Annotated in this window: 11 protein-coding genes; 5 read left to right on the top strand and 6 right to left on the bottom strand. The window is 54.9% G+C overall.

Annotated features, from left to right (window positions below; all coding sequences use genetic code 11):
• Positions 1-187: 187 nt before the first annotated feature.
• Entirely contained in the window at positions 188-1,036 is an 849-nt protein-coding gene (locus tag KIH86_RS26970; RefSeq protein ID WP_223081172.1) for a flagellar motor protein MotB, read from the bottom strand.
• Positions 1,033-1,812 (bottom strand): flagellar motor protein, encoded by a 780-nt coding sequence (locus tag KIH86_RS26965; protein ID WP_223081171.1) that lies wholly within the window; start codon positions 1,810-1,812, stop codon positions 1,033-1,035. Before KIH86_RS26965 ends, KIH86_RS26970 begins: the two co-directional genes overlap by 4 nt.
• A gap of 141 nt (positions 1,813-1,953) precedes the next feature.
• Here KIH86_RS26965 and uvrB point away from each other — a divergent pair, with 141 nt between their 5' ends.
• Together uvrB and uvrA are read left to right on the top strand one after the other, a co-directional pair.
• A complete protein-coding gene (gene uvrB, locus KIH86_RS26960; RefSeq protein ID WP_223081170.1) occupies positions 1,954-3,945 on the top strand; it encodes an excinuclease ABC subunit UvrB in 1,992 nt (663 codons plus the stop codon).
• A gap of 738 nt (positions 3,946-4,683) precedes the next feature.
• Positions 4,684-7,557 (top strand): excinuclease ABC subunit UvrA, encoded by a 2,874-nt coding sequence (gene uvrA, locus KIH86_RS26955; RefSeq protein WP_223081169.1) that lies wholly within the window; start codon positions 4,684-4,686, stop codon positions 7,555-7,557.
• Positions 7,558-7,882: 325 nt separating this feature from the next.
• Here the strand turns inward: uvrA and KIH86_RS26950 are convergent, their stop codons facing one another.
• From KIH86_RS26950 to rfbA, 3 genes are all read right to left on the bottom strand, one after another.
• The gene (locus KIH86_RS26950) at positions 7,883-9,514 is read right to left on the bottom strand and encodes a nitrite/sulfite reductase (RefSeq protein WP_223081168.1); all 1,632 of its coding nucleotides are present in this window, start codon (positions 9,512-9,514) and stop codon (positions 7,883-7,885) included.
• Positions 9,515-9,747: 233 nt separating this feature from the next.
• Positions 9,748-10,308 (bottom strand): dTDP-4-dehydrorhamnose 3,5-epimerase, encoded by a 561-nt coding sequence (rfbC, locus tag KIH86_RS26945; RefSeq protein WP_223081167.1) that lies wholly within the window; start codon positions 10,306-10,308, stop codon positions 9,748-9,750.
• Between the two features lie 21 nt (positions 10,309-10,329).
• Entirely contained in the window at positions 10,330-11,208 is an 879-nt protein-coding gene (gene rfbA / locus KIH86_RS26940; protein WP_223081166.1) for a glucose-1-phosphate thymidylyltransferase RfbA, read from the bottom strand.
• Positions 11,209-11,505: 297 nt separating this feature from the next.
• Here rfbA and KIH86_RS26935 point away from each other — a divergent pair, with 297 nt between their 5' ends.
• From KIH86_RS26935 to KIH86_RS26925, 3 genes are all read left to right on the top strand, one after another.
• Complete coding sequence (locus tag KIH86_RS26935; protein ID WP_223081165.1) at positions 11,506-14,055, top strand: U32 family peptidase; 2,550 nt, start codon at positions 11,506-11,508, stop codon at positions 14,053-14,055.
• Positions 14,056-14,438: 383 nt separating this feature from the next.
• Entirely contained in the window at positions 14,439-15,338 is a 900-nt protein-coding gene (gene galU, locus KIH86_RS26930) for a UTP--glucose-1-phosphate uridylyltransferase GalU (protein WP_223081164.1), read from the top strand.
• A gap of 109 nt (positions 15,339-15,447) precedes the next feature.
• Positions 15,448-16,542, top strand: coding sequence for a glycerol dehydrogenase (locus KIH86_RS26925; protein WP_223081163.1), 1,095 nt, complete (start codon positions 15,448-15,450; stop codon positions 16,540-16,542).
• Positions 16,543-16,631: 89 nt separating this feature from the next.
• Here KIH86_RS26925 and KIH86_RS26920 read toward each other — a convergent pair whose 3' ends face one another.
• Complete coding sequence (locus tag KIH86_RS26920) at positions 16,632-19,091, bottom strand: O-antigen ligase family protein (RefSeq protein WP_223081162.1); 2,460 nt, start codon at positions 19,089-19,091, stop codon at positions 16,632-16,634.
• Positions 19,092-19,144: the final 53 nt, after the last annotated feature.

Here is a 19,144-nt window from a genome sequence, read left to right as displayed (position 1 = left end):
CAATTTCCGTATTCTGCAAGTTTTCCTGCTATCATGCATTGTGAGCCATGAGAAAAAGACGGATTTCAAAGCGTAGTCCAATTTGGTACTACCTGGAATCCGTCTTTCATTTTTTGCGGGTATTTCGGTTCGTCGGAGGTCTACTTTGGCAGAATCCGGCCGATACTATCAGTATGTATGTACCTGTCTATTCACCCTGCAGCTGGCGCAGCACAATGATCTCTACGCGCCGGTTCTTCTGGCGGCCACTGGCGGTGCTGTTGTCGGCCGCCGGCCGCGTATCGGCATAGCCCGCATACTGGAACCGGCTGGCGCTGAGGCCTTCTTTTTCAAGGAAAAAGCGGAGCACAGACTGGGCGCGTTCCCCTGACAGCTGCCAGTTGTCCCGGTATGGCGAGGAGGACAGCACCGGCGTATTGTCGGTGTGGCCCTCAATGCTGATCACCGCCGAGATGTTCCGGAACAGCCCGGACAGCTGGTGCAGCGCGGGCAGCGAGTCAGGCTTCAGATCGGCTCTGCCTACATCGAACAGAAAGCGGTCGCTGAGCGTGATGGTGATGCCCTGAGGCTTGTCCGCTACGAAGATCTGATCGCCGAGGTTATTGTCCGCTACATATTGGGTAATGACGTTCATCAACTGGGCCAGCTTGGCCTCCTGCTGGCGGAAGGCCAGCTCGCGCTGCGAGGGGGAAGCCGTAGCTTCCGGCGCGGCGGATGGTGATGACCCATTCTTGCTTCCTTCCGGGGTAGCGGAAGGATGGGATGATGACAGGGCTTTGGAGCCTTGTCCGTTGTCTGTTCCCTTTTGGCCATCAAGCAGTCCGTTACCACCGTTCAGCAGTCCGCTCCCGGTCTGGAATGAGCGCTGGAGCGAGGAAATGACGTTCCCGTATTTTTCCTGATCAAGGCTGCTCATCGCAAAGAGAATCACGAAGAAAATCAGCAGAAGCGTGATCAAATCAGCGTATGTAATCATCCAGCGGTTCTGGCCATCCCGTCCCTCCCGTTCCCGGGAGCCGCCTCTTCGCTGTCTCATAGCCGCGCCTCCGCAGGCGTCCGGTCTGGAGTTTCGCGATTCAGGAAGGTAGAGAGCTTCTTGCGGACGAGATTGGGGTGATCGCCGTTCTGCACCGACAGGATGCCGACGAGCAGCATTTCCATCTCTTGCAGCCGCAGCTGCCCGCGCGCTCTAATCTTGGAGGCAATGGGAAGGAACAGGAGATTGGCGCTGGCGACCCCGTACAAGGTGGCTGTGAAGGCCACGGCGATCGAGGGGCCGAGGTGCGAAGGATCAGTCAGGTTCCCTAGCACACGTATAAGCCCCATGACGGTGCCGATGATTCCCATGGTCGGCGCATAGCCGCCCGCGGCTTCGAACAGCTTGGCATGGTTCTCATACTTATGCTCCTCCGAGTCCATCTCGAACTCCAGGATCTGCCGGACCTGTTCGGGATCGGTGCCGTCGACGATTAGCCGCAGCCCTTCACTGGTAAAAGGGTCGGGGTGGCTGTCCGCCCGTGGCTCCAGAGCCAGCATACCGTTACGGCGGGAAAGGGTCGCCATTTCGACCATTTCCTCTACCAGCTCCTCGAGGCGGTCCGGGCTGCGTCTGAAAGCCATACCAAGCGCCGCCGGGATGCCGCGAAGTGTCCGGGCGGGAAAGCTGATCATAACGGCCGCGACGGTTCCTCCGATGACGATCAGAGCGGCGTTCCATTGCAGAAGGCCGGTAATCCTTCCGCCTTCCCAAAAAAAGCCGCCGACCAGTGCGGCGATTCCGGCCAGAATGCCGATGATAGAGGTGAGATCCATGAAAGTTTCTCCTTTATAATTAGGTTTGCATGATATACGGAAGCCATGTATAATTGACGGGAACAAACATTCTTATATTGCTGATATGATCCAGCATTTGACGCTTTCATATATTTTAGACGATTAGGGGGAGACGGGCAAATGAATGATATTGTCGTCAGTACAAAGACCTTCAATCTGGAGTCCGAGTACTCACCCCAGGGCGACCAGCCCCGCGCCATTGCCGAGCTGGTGGAAGGGCTGAAGCAGGGCAAGAAGCATCAGACGCTGTTGGGCGCCACGGGGACAGGCAAGACGTTCACCATTGCGCAGATGATCGCCAAAGTGAACAGACCGACGCTGGTCATCGCGCACAACAAGACGCTGGCCGCGCAGCTGGCGAGCGAGTTCAAGGAGTTTTTTCCGCAGAACTCGGTCGATTATTTCGTCAGCTACTATGATTACTATCAGCCGGAGGCTTACATCCCTTCTTCGGATACTTATATAGAGAAGGATTCCAGCATCAATGAAGAGATCGACAAGCTGCGCCACTCTGCGACAAGCTCGCTGTTCGAGCGGAGGGACGTCATCATTGTAGCGAGCGTTTCCTGCATTTACGGCCTCGGATCGCCGCAGGAATACGGCAGCCTGTTGCTCTCTCTCCGGGTCGGCATGGAGAAGCCGCGGAACCAGATTCTGAGCCGGCTGGTCGATATCCAGTACCAGCGGAATGATCTCAATTTTGTCCGCGGCACCTTCCGGGTGCGCGGCGATGTTATCGAGATTTTCCCCGCTTCCCAGGGCGAGCACGCGATCCGCGTGGAGCTGTTCGGCGACGAGATCGAGCGGATCACCGAGATCGACGTGCTGACCGGCGAACTGATCGGCGAACGCGAGCATGTCGCCATCTTCCCGGCGTCCCACTTCGTTACGCAGGAAGAGACGATGCGCGTGGCGCTTAAGCATATCGAGCGCGAGCTGGAGGAGCGGCTGGAGGCGCTGCGTGGGGCAGGGAAGCTGCTGGAAGCCCAGCGGCTGGAGCAGCGGACCCGGTATGACATCGAGATGATGAATGAGGTCGGCTTCTGCTCCGGCATCGAGAACTATTCCGGACCGCTGACCTTTCGCGAACGCGGCGCGACGCCATACACGCTGATGGATTATTTCCCGGATGATATGCTGATCGTTATCGACGAGTCGCATGTCACGCTGCCGCAGATCCGGGCGATGTACAACGGTGACCAGGCGCGGAAGACCGTGCTGGTCGAGCATGGCTTCCGCCTGCCGTCGGCGCTTGATAACCGCCCGCTAAGGTTTGAGGAGTTCGAGGACAAGGTGAAGCAGATCGTCTATGTATCCGCGACACCGGGACCGTACGAACTGGAGCATTGCAATACGATGGTCCAGCAGATTATCCGGCCGACGGGTCTATTGGACCCGATTATCGAGGTTCGTCCCACAGAGGGACAGATCGACGATCTCATCGGCGAAATCCGCGAGCGCATCGACCGTGACGAACGCGTTCTGGTTACGACGCTTACGAAGAAGATGGCGGAGGATCTTACCGATTACCTTAAAGATATCGGCATCAAGGTCCGTTATCTTCACTCTGACATCAAGACGCTGGAGCGGATTGCAATACTACGCGATCTGCGCCTCGGTACGTTCCATGTCCTCGTCGGTATTAACTTGCTGAGAGAGGGTCTTGACCTGCCGGAGGTGTCGCTCGTTACGATTCTGGATGCCGACAAGGAGGGTTTCCTTCGTTCCGAACGCTCGCTGATCCAGACGATCGGCCGGGCGGCGCGGAACTCCGAAGGCAAGGTCATCATGTACGGCGACAACATTACCGAATCGATGGATAAGGCGATCACCGAAACCCAGCGCCGCCGCTCCATCCAGACCGCTTACAATGAAGAGCATGGCATCACGCCGCAGACGATCCACAAGAAGGTGCGCGACGTCATTGAGGCAACGAAGGTAGCCGAGTCCAAGGCCGACTATCTGACTGGCGCTTCCGGCAAGATGAACAAGAAGGAGCGCCAGACCCTGATGCAGCGCCTGGAGGCTGAAATGAAGGACGCCGCCAAGAACCTCCAGTTCGAACGCGCTGCCGAGCTTCGCGACGCGCTGCTGGAGCTGCGCGCCGAATAATAACGCTGACGACATCACGATAGATTCCCTGCAAGGTATGAACGGCGCTGTTATCAGGCCGTTCTTCGTGCTTTTGTCCCGACGTAGAGCGCATCCCGAAGGGACAGCGGGTCAGAGCAGAGAGTGGCAGAAAGCGCGCCGCCAGTGAGACGTCCAGCGCATCCCGGGAGGGACAGCGGGCAGAGCAGAGAGTGACAGAAAACGCGCCGCCAGTGAGACGTCCAGCGCATCCCGAAGGGAAAGCGGGTCACACCAGGAAGTAGCAGAAAACGCGCCGCTAGTGAGACGTCCAGCGCATCCCGAAGGGACAGCGGGTCACAGCAGGAAGTGCCAGAAAACGCGCCACCAGTGAGACGTCCAGCGCATCCCGAAGGGACAGCGGGTCAGAGCAGGGAGTGGCAGAAAGCGCGCCACCAGTGAGACGTCCAGCGCATCCCGGGAGGGACAGCGGGTCACAGCAGAGAGTGGCAGAAAGCGCGCCACCAGTGAGACGTCCAGCGCATCCCGAAGGGACAGCGGGTCACAGCAGGAAGCAGCTCTAACGCGTCGATCTCGCGAGCGCCGGCGTTCGAGCGGTCCCGCAGGGATAAGCGGCTTATTCATACACGCAACTAAACAGCGCCACCCTTTCGCACCCCGCCATAAAATTTGCGGGTGTCCAGAGGGCGGAGCCCTTGGGGCCCTCCCGCCGGGAGGGTTTGGGAGGGTGAGCCACAAATACAGAGGAGAGATGTACCGTTGGCGAACGAGAATATTGTAATCAAGGGCGCGAGAGCCCATAATCTCAAGAACATCGACGTTACGATACCCCGCGACCGCTTTGTCGTGCTGACCGGGCTGAGCGGTTCCGGCAAATCGTCGCTGGCGTTTGACACGATTTACGCGGAAGGCCAACGCCGGTACGTGGAGTCGCTGTCGGCTTATGCCCGGCAGTTCCTGGGCCAGATGGAGAAGCCTGATGTTGATTCGATCGATGGTCTGTCTCCGGCCATTTCTATCGACCAGAAGACGACGAGCCGCAATCCCCGGTCTACCGTCGGTACGGTAACGGAGATTTATGACTATCTGCGGCTGCTGTTCGCCCGGATCGGCCATCCGCACTGCCCGGACCACGGCATTGAGATCACGTCACAGACTGTAGAGCAAATGGTGGACCGGATCATGCAGTATCCCGAGAAGACGCGGCTGCAGATCCTGGCGCCGGTTATATCCGGACGCAAGGGTGAGCACAAGGGTCTTTTCACCGATATCTCGAAGCAGGGCTTTGTCCGCGTCCGTGTGGACGGCGAACTGCGCGACTTGTCCGAAGAGATTGAGCTGGAGAAGAACAAGAAGCACACGATTGAAGTCGTGGTCGACCGGATCGTCATTAAAGAGGATATCGAGTCCCGCTTAACAGACTCCATCGAGACGGCACTGAAGCTGTCCGGCGGCAAAATACTGGTCGATATTATCGGACAGGAAGAGCTGCTGTTCAGCTCCAATTTCGCCTGCCCGATCTGCGGCTTCAGCATGGAAGAGCTGGCACCCCGAATGTTCTCGTTCAACAGCCCATTCGGCGCCTGCCCGGAATGCGACGGACTCGGTGCCCAGATGATCGTCGATCCGGATCTGTTGATACCGGATATGGGTAAGTCGATCGAAGACGGGGCTTTCCTGGCCTGGACCGGAAGCACCTCCAACTATTATCCTCAGTTCCTGAAATCGGTGTGCCAGCATTTTCATATTCCGCAGGATGTAGCGGTAGGCGAGTTGACCGCTGAACAAATGGACAAGCTGCTCCACGGAACCGGCAGTGAACGCATTCGTTTCAAGTATGAGAACGACTTCGGCCAGAGCAAGGAAGCCATGGTTCCTTTTGAGGGGATCATCCCCAATCTGGAACGGCGATACCGCGAAACGGCATCGGAGGGCATTCGGGAATTTATCGAAGGCTTTATGAGCGCCAAGCCCTGCCCGACTTGCAAAGGCAAGCGCCTGAAGCGGGAAATTCTGGCGGTGACAGTCGGAGACAAGAATATTGCCGATGTAACGGACCTGTCGATCGGCGACGGTCAGAAGTTCTTTGGCGAGCTAAGCCTGAGTGAGAAGGAAGCGGCAATCGCCAATCTGATTCTCAAAGAAATCAGCAGTCGTCTCGGCTTCCTGGTCAATGTCGGTCTCAATTACTTGACCCTTAGCCGTTCGGCCGGGTCTCTGTCGGGCGGTGAGGCGCAGCGCATCCGGCTTGCTACGCAGATCGGCTCGAGTCTGATGGGCGTTCTCTATATTTTGGACGAGCCGAGCATCGGTCTGCATCAGCGCGATAACGACCGGCTGATTTCAACGCTGGCCCATATGCGGGATCTCGGCAACACTCTGATTGTCGTCGAGCATGACGAGGATACAATGCTGGCCTGCGATTATATCATCGATATCGGCCCGGGAGCGGGTATTCACGGCGGCCAGGTGATCGCTCAAGGGACACCGCAGGAGATTATGAACGATCCGAACTCGCTGACCGGCGAATATCTTAGCGGGCGCAAGTTTATCCCGGTTCCCCTTAAACGGCGCGTTACGGACGGACGCTGGCTGGAGATCCGTGGAGCCAGGGAGAACAACCTGAAGAACGTCAATGTCAAAATTCCGCTTGGTGTCTTCACGGCGGTAACCGGTGTTTCAGGCTCCGGCAAATCGTCGCTCGTCAACGAGATTCTATACAAGAGCCTGGCGAGAGAACTGAACAGAGCGGTTAAGGTGCGTCCCGGACTCCACAAGGAAATCCGCGGTCTGGATCACCTGGACAAAGTCATCGATATCGACCAGTCTCCGATCGGCCGGACTCCGCGCTCCAACCCGGCTACCTATACCGGCGTATTCGACGATATCCGTGACCTGTTCGCCAAGACGAATGAAGCGAAGATCCGGGGCTTCCAGAAAGGCCGTTTCAGCTTCAACGTCAAGGGCGGGCGCTGCGAAGCGTGCCGGGGCGACGGTATTATCAAGATCGAGATGCACTTCCTGCCCGATGTCTACGTACCATGCGAGGTGTGCAAAGGCAAACGCTACAACCGGGAGACGTTGGAAGTGAAATATAAAGGCAAGAGCATTGCCGATGTGCTGGAAATGACAGTGGAGGACGGGACGGAGTTCTTCCAGAACATTCCGAAGATTCACCGCAAGCTTCAAACCTTGCTGGATGTGGGTCTGGGGTATATCAAGCTTGGCCAACCGGGAACGACGCTTTCCGGCGGCGAGGCGCAGCGCGTCAAGCTCGCTTCGGAGCTGTACCGCAGAAGCACGGGCAAGACGCTGTACATTCTGGACGAGCCGACAACCGGTCTGCATGTAGATGACATCGGCCGCCTGCTTGAAGTGCTGCACCGGCTGGTGGAATCCGGTGAATCCGTTCTGGTCATCGAGCATAATCTCGATGTGATCAAGACAGCGGATTACCTGATTGATATGGGCCCGGAAGGCGGCAGCGGCGGAGGAACGGTGATCGCGACCGGTACACCGGAGCAGATTATCGAGGTTCCGGAATCATATACCGGTAAATATCTGAAGCCGGTGCTGCTTCGGGATACGGATCGGACGGAAGCCCTGGATCTTCAGACAGCCGAGGCGAAGTAAGCGGCCGGTCAACCGGGTCGCCAAGGAATATTCGCCTAGCACTCGGGCAATCGCTAGCCTAGTCGCCAGGGCGTGTCCTTGCTAAACGTTTGGGTTACTGGCTAACCGGGTCGCCAAGAGCCTCCTCTTAGTAGCCGGGCTACCGCTAACCGAGTCACCAGGGTGCCATAGCCTTGAAGTGCCGGGTGGATAAACCCATCCAGCTCAGTCACTCCAAACCCAAATAGGTCAGCCAGAAGTTTCTGGCTGACCTAGCAATACGAATAGCTTCAATCCCGGATTATGCTCTCGGGATTGAAGCTATTTTTGCAGTAATTTTTGCTCTTTATGCCCGAACGGCAAGAATCTCGTTCAGCTTCTCCTGGAATACCGGAACGCCAACCCGCTCGGTAAAGCCATGGAAGCCTTCGTCTGCCTGCCGCTCAGTCTTGTAGAACAGCAGCAGCTGTTCCAGCACACCTGCTATCTCAGCGGCCGGTACTCGGCCTTTTAGCGGCAGCGCGAATTTGGCCGCCGGTCCGGCATCTCCGCCACCCAGCGTTCCTCCAATGGCAAGGTCAAACGCCTCCGCCATACCCTCTGGCGTCTTGACCAGCGCGCCCTGCAGACCGATATCCGCAATCTGCTTCTGACCGCAGGCATTGGGGCAGCCGATCACGTGCAGCCGGACTTTCTCGCCGAGTTCGAGGTGTTCATCCAGGTACTCAGCGATGGAGACGGCCTGCTGCTTCGTTTCAACCAGGGCCAGATTGCAAAATTCATTGCCGGTGCAGGCGACGGTCCGGCTGATGAACGGCTTCGCAGAAGGGGACAGGCGTTGAAGCAGCGGAGCTGTCAGCAGTTCTTCCACCTTATCGTCCGGTACACCGCTCAAAATCGCGTTCTGAGACATGGTGGTACGGACCGTGCCATCGCCAAAAGCATCGGCAAGCTCCGCAAGCCCGGTCAGCTCATCCGCGCTGAGGCGTCCGACCGGCACATTCAAGCCGACATAGTTCAGGCCGGGCTGCGGCTGTGGGTGCACGCCATCGAAAAAAGCAGCCTGCCAGCCGGCAGTCTTATCCTCGCCGCGGGAAGGCAGCTCTCCGATCAGCTCGATCAGCTTATCCTTGAATTTCTCGGCTCCCCAATCGGCGATGAGAAATTTCAGCCGGGCATGATTCCGCTTCTCGCGGTAGCCGAAATCGCGGAAGATCGTGGCGACGCCTTCAGCTACCCGCAGAACCTTGTCCGGCGCGACAAAAATATCAAGCTTCTGCGCCAAATGGGGTTTTGCCGACAGCCCGCCGCCCACCATGACGTGGAAGCCGACGACTTCCTGACCATCAATCACCTTGACCGCCGGAGTGAAGGCCAAATCATTAATCTCCGCATGGGCGTTGTTGTATGGATTGGCGGAGATGGACATTTTCAGCTTGCGCGGAAGATTCGAGAAATCGCGGTTCAGCACGAAGAAGCTGTTCACTTCGTCAACCAGCGCTTTGGTGTCCAGCAGCTCGTCTTTATCGATTCCGGCCAGCGGGTTGCCGACAATGGTGCGCGGGCAATCACCGCAAGCTTCAAAAGAATATAATCCGACCGCTTCCAGCCGTTTGAAAATATCAGGGAAATTCTCGACCGTCAGCCAGTGGAACTGGACAGCCTGCCGCGTCGTAATATCGGCCAGCCCCCTGCCGTACAGTCGCGAAATCTCCGCCAGGGTCCGGGCCTGATCGGAGGTCATGATACCGGTATTGATGCGGACCCGCATCATGAAATGGCCGGTCTTCGGCTTCTGCTGATACACGCCAGCCCATTTGAACAGGTCCAGGTCATCCGCCGGAATCGAGTCAAAACCCTGATGCGCGTAGCGTTCAATAATGGCGCGGATCATGTCCAGACCGTCCTTTTGCAGCTTGACCTTCTCAAATGCCGACAGCTTGTCGCTGTCTTCTTTCCAAAATGCTTCATATGCCATAGCAAACTCTCCTTTTTCTCGGTCAAATCCGACGGCTCTGCTGTGTTATTGTTGATCGTACCAGACGGAACCGTATGCGTATGTGAGGTAAGGTATATTTGCTATAAGGGTTGCTGATAGGTTGTAAAACCTCTGCTAATAGATCGCCATAAAAAGAATAAAGACCTCCGGGCCGCATCGAGCGGAACGAAGGTCTTCTGGCTTCTTGGCTGTGCTATTTTTCAAAAAAACAACTAGCCGTTATATACAAAGTTAAGCTTGGCATCCTTCAGCAGTGGAGCCTTCTCGTCCTTCGCGGACAGCACAGGGACTACATCGATCGGCCACTCAATACCGATGTCGGGATCATTCCACAGAATGCCGCCGTCGCAATCGGGCGCGTACAGCTCGTCGCATTTGTACTGAACCTCCACATCCTCCGTCAGCGTCATAAATCCATGGGCGAAGCCTTTAGGAATGAGCAGCTGTTTCTTGTTCTCAGCGGAGAGTTCCAGACCGAACCATTTACCGTAACTAGGGCTGCCCTGACGGATATCCACGGCCACATCAAAAATGCTGCCGCGCGTACACCGTACCAGTTTGCTCTGTGCTTTAGGGTTCAGTTGGAAATGCAGGCCGCGAAGCGTGCCTTTTACCGCCGAATAAGACTGATTATCCTGCACAAAATCCTGGTCAATGCCATGCTCGAGAAATTTGGATTTGGTGTACGTCTCCATAAACCATCCGCGATGGTCGCCAAATACGGCGGGTTCGACGATCAGAACGCCCTCGAGATTAGTTTTCGTCACTTTCATCTTGGTTCACTCTTTTCGCAATTAATAGATGATCTTCCCTTTGGCTACCTTGATCAAGTACTGGCCGTATCCGGTCTTGCCCAGCTTCTCCCCGCAGCTCAGGAGCTGCGTCTCCGTGATCCATCCGTTAATATATGCAATCTCCTCGGGAGCTGCGATTTTGATGCCCTGGTGATCCTCGATCGTCCGTACAAAATTCGTGGCGTCCACGAGACTTTGATGCGTTCCGGTATCGAGCCAGGTGTAGCCGCGACCCAACAGTTCCACATCAAGCTCGCCCATGCGCAGATATTCCTCATTGATAGACGTAATTTCAAGCTCTCCACGAGCCGATGGTCGCACGTTCTTCGCGATAGAGATGACCCGGTTATCATAAAAATACAGCCCCGTAACCGCGTAGTTCGATTTCGGGTGAGCCGGCTTCTCCTCGATGCTGAGGACTTTGCCGTCCTCGGCGAACTCCACGACACCAAACCGTTCAGGGTCCTGAACATGATAGCCGAAGATGGTGGCGCCGTTCGGTTTCTCGGAAGATTTCTTCAAAATTTGGCGCATACCGGCGCCGTAGTAAATATTGTCTCCCAGCACCATGGCGACTGAGTCGTTCCCGATGAATTCCTCACCCAGAATAAAAGCCTGAGCAAGGCCGTCCGGACTCGGCTGCACCTTGTACTGAAAAGTGACGCCGAACTGAGAACCGTCTCCAAGCAGACTCTCAAATCTTGGTGTATCTTCCGGAGTGGAGATAATCAGGATTTCCCGAATTCCCGCCAGCATAAGGGTGGATAAGGGATAGTAAATCATCGGCTTGTCGTAAATCGGCAGCAGTTGTTTGCTTGTGACCATCGTCAAAGGATAAAGACGGGTGCCGCTTCCGCCTGCAAGAATAATACCTTTCATTTTAAAGTCAGCTCTCCCTGCTAGGATATATAAATGAATTCAGATAGTTCCATTTTACGCAAAAGATCGGCTGGCTGTCCAACCAAGTTTTCTCCTTTTTGTATCGGTTTCGAGTAAGACCCAAAAAAAGTAAAGTTTACTTGGGATGCCCAAGTGGCTTATATAGCAAGCGAGTGTGATATTTGCTATAATAGATAAGTTATAGAAGTCGTTGTTTCCTTTAGTTTTTAGACGGATTTGGATTGGACAGAGCTTGATATTGAAGATCCGCTTGCAGGGCGGTTTGGGAGGATATAAATGATAGAGCAAGAGCGGGAAATCCGCAGAGAAGACGTCGAGCTGCTCGCTCCCGCGGGCGACTGGGACTGTATGCGCGCCGCCGTGGCGAACGGAGCTGATGCCGTGTACTTTGGGGTGGAGAAGTTCAACGCCCGGGCGAGAGCGAATAATTTCCGGATGGACGAGCTGCCGGAGATTATGGGATTTTTGCATAGTTACGGAGTCAAAGGATTTCTGACCTTTAATATTCTGGTATTTGAAAATGAGCTTCAGGATGCCAAGGAGCTTATCGACGCTTGCATTGACGCCGGTGTGGACGCGGTTATTGTGCAGGATCTCGGGCTAGTGAAGCTGATCCGCGAAATATCGCCGGATTTTCCGATTCACGGATCAACTCAGATGACAATTACCTCGCCGGAAGCAGTCGAGTTTACGAAGCCCTTTGATATGGAGCGGGTCGTCCTGGGCCGTGAGAACAATTTGAAGCAAATCCGGGCGATCGGCGATCAGGCCCGACTACCGATGGAGGTGTTCGTGCACGGTGCGCTGTGCGTCTCTTATTCGGGTCAGTGTCTGACTTCGGAAATGTGGGGCGGACGTTCCGCTAACCGCGGCGAATGTGCTCAGGCCTGCCGGCTGCCATATGATCTGGTAGTTGACGGTGAGGTGAAGCCGATGGGTGACGTCGCCTATCTGCTGTCGCCGAAAGACCTGGCGGCCATCGACCTGATTCCGGAATTGATCGAAGCGGGCGTCACTTCCTTCAAGATAGAAGGAAGACTGAAGAGTCCGGAGTATGTAGCCAATGTGGTGGGCAAATATCGCAAGGCGATTGACCGGCATTTTGACGGCGTATGGTCCGCTCCTTCGGCTGAAGAAATGCGGGAGCTGCAGCAGAGCTTCTCGCGTGGATTGACGCATGGATTCCTGGAAGGGACGAACAACAAGAAACTTATTGACGGGACTTTCCCCAAGAGCCGTGGCGTGTATGTAGGTACGGTAGAGCAGATTCTGCGCGATGGCGTGGTCTGCAAGATCGAGGCGCCGATCAAACGCGGCGATGGCATCGTCTTCGATGCGGGCGATCCCACCAAGAAAGAGGAAGGCGGTCGCATCTACGACCTTCGCCGCAAAGGCGTCAAGCTGGAAGGGGAAGCGGAGGAAGGCTGGATCGTCGATATCATTCCGGGACGCAGTGATGTCGCCCTGAATCGCCTCCATGTCGGCGACCGGGTTTGGAAGACGAATGACCCGGCACTGGACAAGAGTCTGCGCCAAACCTTTGAGACCGAGAAGCCCTACCGGGTATTCCCGGTCCAGGTGAAGGCATCGGGCCGGGCCGGCGAGCCGCTCGCGACCTGGTGGACCGACGTCCAGAAGGGCGTCACGGTCCGCGTCGATTCCGAGCTGCTGCTGGAGACGGCGAACAAGCGCCCGATGGACGCCGCGCTGCTGGAAGAGCAGTTCGGCCGACTGGGCGGGACGCTCTTCCAGCTGGAGGCACTGGACGCCGAGCTGGAAGGCGGAGTCATTGTGCCGATGCGCGAGCTGAACGGCATCCGCCGCCGTGCGGTGGAGCTGCTTGCGGGCGAGCGCCCGAAGCCGCCCGTCTACGTGAAACGGGCGGCAGAGGTGTACGGCGACGCGGCTGAGCGCGGCGCCAGTTCAGCCGCACCGCTTGGCGCGGGCGGCACGGGCCTGCGCGGTGGAGCGCAGCTCACCGCGCTGTGCCGCAGCCTCCCGCAGGTGGAGGCTGCGCTGAAGGCCGGCGTAGGCTTCATCTACGCCGACTTCGAATTCATCAAGCAGTTCCCGGCAGCGGTGCAGGCCGTTCGGGCGGCGGGCGCGAAGATCGCGCTGGCTACCCCGCGCATCCATATGCCCGGCGAGAACGGCTATCATGCCAACATTTTGCGGCTTCAGCCCGATGCGGTGCTGGTCCGCAACACTGGCGCGCTGTATTATTATCTGCGCCGCCGCCGGGAAGAGCCGGACGCCGTGCATCCGCAGCTGATCGGCGACTTCTCGCTGAATATTGCAAATCATAAGGCCGTGGATTTGTTCCTGGAAGCGGGCTGTGATCTCGTTACGCCATCCTATGACCTTAACATCCAGCAGATGGTCGACATGCTGGAGCGCAGCCGTACATCGAAGGTGGAGGTGGTGATCCACCAGCATCTCCCGATGTTCCATACGGAGCACTGCGTGTACTGCACCTTCATGAGCGAAGGCACGGACTTTACGAACTGCGGCCGTCCGTGCGAGAGCCATCGGGCTTCCCTGCAGGACCGGATCGGCATGTCCCACCCTGTACGCGTTGACGAGGGGTGCCGGAACACCGTCTACAATGCCATTGAACAGTCCGGCGCCGAATATTTGAGCAACTTCCGCGAGCTTGGCGTATCCACCTTCCGGGTAGAGTTCCTGGAAGAAAGTCCTGAACAGGTAGAAGAGGTTATCGACTTGTACAGCCGGGCGCTGCGCGGTGAAATCTCCGGCACGAAGGTCTGGAAGACGCTGAAAGCGACGAACCAGCTCGGAGTTACCCGGGGGCAGTTGGTGAAATAGGAAACTAAAGAAACCGTTAGAAGCCGTTTCAGAGGCAGTGGTCTTGCTGCTTGGAACGGCTTTTTTTCATTAAAATGAATGAAGACTGTATCGGATCAGGGGGGAAGGCATAATCTGTGTTGAGGGGGGGCGAGTAGAGCATCGTGACCGGATAGGGAGTTAGCTTCTTCCTGCTGGTCATTGCTGCTGTGCTTTCAGAAGTTTTGGGGGGCCTTGGTTCGGCACTTAAGCTTCTGGCATCGCTGCTAGGCTCCATTAAGACTCGGACCACTACAATCTGACAATCCACTGTGTAAGCTGATATAATAGGTCTAAGATTGCCAAGCGAGAGAATTTTAGTCCAGTGCAGATACATATTATTGTTCAGCTAAAGGAGTTCGATCATGGCCAAAATTCGCAAAGCGATTATACCGGCTGCGGGTCTAGGTACCCGCTTTCTGCCGGCTACCAAAGCAATGCCGAAGGAAATGCTTCCCATCGTGGATAAACCAACTATTCAGTACATCGTGGAGGAAGCAGTTGCTTCCGGTATCGAGGATATCATTATCGTAACCGGTAAAGGGAAGCGGGCGATTGAGGACCACTTCGACAACTCGTTTGAACTGGAGTTCAATCTGGCGGAGAAGCAGAAATGGGAGCTCTTAAATTCGGTCCGCAAGTCGTCAGAGATGGCAGACATTCACTATATCCGGCAAAAAGAGCCCAAAGGCCTCGGACACGCGATCTGGTGTGCGCGCAAATTCATCGGCGATGAGCCGTTCGCTGTCCTTCTCGGCGACGATATCGTCGAATCGGATAAGCCTTGTCTCAAGCAAATGATGGAGGTCTTTGATGAGTATAAATCCTCGATCGTCGGCGTACAGCCGGTGCCTTGGGAAGAGGTATACCGCTACGGCGTTGTTGACGGTACACAGCTTGCCGAACGGGTATATCGTGCCAACCGGCTTGTGGAGAAGCCCAAGCGGGAAGAAGCTCCATCCAATCTCGCGATTCTCGGCCGGTATATTTTGACGCCGCGGATTTTCGACCTGTTGGGTGAGCAGCAGGCTGGTGTCGGAGGAGAGATTCAGCTCACGGACGCCATCTCCAAGCTGAGCGAGGCGGAACGGATTTTGGCCTATCACTTTGAAGGCGACCGTCATGATGTTGGAGAGAAACTGGGCTTCATTCAAACCACGATCCATTATGCGCTTCAGTATGAAGAGTTGAAAGAGGATCTTCTGGTTTATCTTAAAGACGTTATTGAACAGGAAGAGCGGAAGAAGTCAGACAAGACCCCTTAATTTTTTAGCTTACCACCATGAGAAGGCAGCCTGGGAAGTGTCCCGGACTGCCTTTTTGATTGGACAATCCATACATATGATCATACGATTCTGTAAGGAGTGAATACTGATGAGTAGAAGCATCATGTCGCCAGCGAAATACATACAGGGGAAAGGCGAATTCCACCATCTTTACCGTTATTGCGGCGAGGCGGGGGGCACTAAAGCTTACGTTATCGCCGATGCCTTTGTTGTATCGAATTACGAGAAGAACATCATTTCGGGTTTCCTGGAAAATGATTTTCCTTACCGGCTGCATCCGTTTACCGGCGAGTGTAGTCAGCGCGAAGTTCAAGCAATAGCAGAAACGGTGCGGGGGATTGGATCGGATATAATCGTCGGTATCGGCGGTGGCAAAACACTGGATGTCGCCAAAGCTGTTGGTTATTATGCCGGGCTTCCGCTCATCGTTGTGCCAACCGTCGCTTCAACGGATGCTCCTTGCAGTGCGATTTCCGTCCTGTACACGGATGACGGGCGGATGGACCGCTATCTGGAGCTGCGGACCAATCCAAACCTCGTCGTCGTTGATACCGAGTTGGTGGCCAAAGCGCCGGTACGCCTGCTTGTTGCCGGTATGGGCGACGCGTTATCGACCTTCTATGAAGCAAGAGCCTGCCGGAGAGCAGCCGAGGCTCAGAAGAGGGACACAAGCGCAATTGCGGCTTACGCTTTGGCACAGGCCTGCCGTGATACGTTGCTCTCCTATGGCCTGCAGGCCAAGCTGGATTCCGAGAACGGCGTTCTGTCCGAAGCCGTGGAGAATATCATTGAGGCAAATATCTATCTCAGCGGCATCGGCTTCGAAAGCGGGGGATTGGCTGCCGCGCATGCGATTCATAACGCAATGACAGGTTTGGAAGAGACGCGTCCGATCCTGCATGGCGAGAAGGTTGCCTTCGGAACACTGGCCCAGCTTGTGCTTGAGAAGGCGGACACCGCTGAAATTCAGGAAACGATTGCCTTCTGTCAGAGCATTGGACTTCCGACGACTCTGAAGCAGCTGCACTTGGATAGAGCCGATTTGAGCCGTTTGCGTCTTGTGGCTGAAGGAAGCTGCGCTGAAACTGAGCCTATGCATAACATGCCCTTTCAAGTGAAACCGGAGGATGTTCTGGAGGCGCTGCTGGAAGCCGACCGTTTGGGAACGGTGATTACAGATTGATTCGATTTACTATAAACAGCACAGAAAGAGCGCCGCATTTTTCGCAGGCGCTCTTTTCTATGACTTAATTTTATTCAAGTTACATTAACTTAGTATTGCGTCGCCGCAATCTCGTCAATTTTTGCTTTTTCCGAGGCATCAGCTTGAATCAGCTTATCGTACACAGCCTGATCCTGCTGTCCTTGTTTTTGCATGGCGGCAAGATAATTCCGAGCGACTTCCTTATTGGTCGCATCCGAGAAGTCTTCTGTAAGTCCTTGCTTGAAAGTGGCAGCTGCTTCCGCTGTCTTGCCTGTCATGAGCTGCATTTTTCCAGCGTTCAACGCGATCAGCGGCGTTACCGAGAATGGTCTGCCCTGGAGCTGACCGGGAGGCAGAGTCTTCAAAAATGCAACTCCATCCACGACATGCTCATAGGCGGCAAGCCCGGTCTGGAAATACTGCTGCTCCTTGGCCGTATCCTTTTGCTGATAGGCTGCGTTGCCCAAATCAAAGGAACGGGTAATCAGCGGCTCATACCACTCGATATCCCAGATGTATTTGTCCGCATTATCCCGGTATACAGCGTAGGAGTCTTCACTTTTACCCTGAAGATCATACAGTGCGATTAGCTGCTGCAGCATTTGCTTATTGTTAGGTTCGTCCTTCAAGCCGCGCTGCAACACAGAGAGGGATTCCGCAGCAAATTGCTCATTCTTCGTCTGCTTGTACACCTGGTTATCCAGGGAAGCCAGCAAAATAACCGATTCGGGATGCCCCGGCCGATTCTTCAGAGCATTTGCCAGAGGAGTCTTAATCTCTTCATAGGATGTGCTGATCTGTGCAACAGCCTTGGCCTCAGAAGCTGAGTTAGCAGAGCTGATGTTGCGAATCGACACAAAGAACACAGCAATCGCTGCGACACATACTACGGTTAAGTATCCAAACCGTAATCCGCTTGCGGTCCATTTATTAGAGAGAGGCTTACGGTCCATCGCTTCAGCCATTCCCGCAAGTCCGATAAACACAAGCAATCCCATGAATGCGTAGCTCATATTGAAGTCCAGTACACTATGCAGCAGAATGGACAGCGCAATAATCAGATAGAAGAATCCATTGTTGAAATCATCCCGATCCTTATTCCGAATGTATCCCTTGATGTATTTGTAGAATACGAACAATATGAATCCCATAAATACGATGAAGCCTAAAATTCCAACTTCAATCAAATATTGAAGGAAAAAGTTATGCGCCTGACGGCTGGTATAAGGGTTGTTCTGGTACTTCTCATACAGGGCAGCCCAGCCGCCGCCGCCTGCACCCAGTATTGGGTAATCTTTTGCTACCTTAACCGCATCCTTATAGAAGGTGAAGCGTTCCAGTACGCTATGCTGTTGGAAGTTGATATTTTCGAGACGAGTCTCGATATTGGCAGGCAAAATGCTGCGAACGCTGGTGCCGATCAGCAGGAACGCGGCAACTACCACCAGCACGGTTGCCCCGATCGGCAGCCACAGATTGGAGAGCTTGCGTGTCCCCCAGCCTTCGAGTCGTTTCTCTAGCCAAGGAGCGGCGAAGCGCTGCACAGCCCAGCATATACCCGCTGTTATAGCAGAGGCAACTAGCAGCCAAGCCCAACCCTCAACCGCCGCAGATGCATCGGGAACTGCCGCGAGGCGCTCGCCTGTAGAGGTAACTTTGTTTATAACAGCCAGCGACGCGGCAGCAGCTACAATAAGATGAATAATCCATAGAATTTGCCGAGACGGCTTTTGGAAGAGCAGCAGCAGAACGAATACCACCGGCAGCATAACCAGACCGCCCCGGGATAGCGTCAGGAGCAGTGATACAATAATCGGAACAAGCATAAAGCCGTGAGTCACAGTACCGTACCATTTTTTTGCCCGGATTAAGGCGAATACGGCCACGAACAGGAAAGCCATCAGGAATGCGGCGTATGTATTAGCATATTGAAATATTGAAGTCAGGCGCAGACCGTTCGAGTCCGTCATCACCGCGTCCAGATATTTGCCTGCTTTGACCGTGTTGGAGAACCAGCCAACCACTCCGCCGGCCACGTTCCAGGCACCCAGCCAGTTTAACAGACCAAACCAGACTATCAGGTAAGCCACTGTCAATATGGCGGTTTGTATGATACCATTAACTTGTTTTTGTCGAAGGAGGTAGAGGCTTACAATAAATAGTGCAGCGTACATACACTGGATTAGGAGCATATTGACCGCCATATAGTGAGAAGCGGCAACAAAGAGCGACAGGAAGTACGTCAGCGGAAGCAGAAGCACAGCAAGCGCGAGAAGGTCCCGCTGATCCTCCAACTTGAATCTTTTGTAGTAGATAGCGGCCCACACAATGACCATGAGACTGCCAATAATGGCCGATATATAGAGAGGTTTCTCGAAATCGACCTGCTGACCGTTAAATAATCCCACTTGAAATGGAGCCCATATCAAAAATAGAATAAAACCAATAACCAACACCCATAGCGAGTCAGGTATCTTTTCGGCATTTCTCGACTGAGCCGCCTTTTTACCGTATACTGGATTCGACACTTTGTAATCTCCTTTTCCTGTAAGTTACGACAATATTCTAGCATACCGCTGAT

It is taken from the genome of Paenibacillus sinensis (genome assembly GCF_019904155.1).
GTDB classification, from domain to species: Bacteria; Bacillota; Bacilli; order Paenibacillales; family Paenibacillaceae; genus Paenibacillus_AQ; species Paenibacillus_AQ sinensis.
Note: the sequence above shows the minus strand (reverse complement) of the source record. Positions and strands in the feature narration are given on the sequence as shown.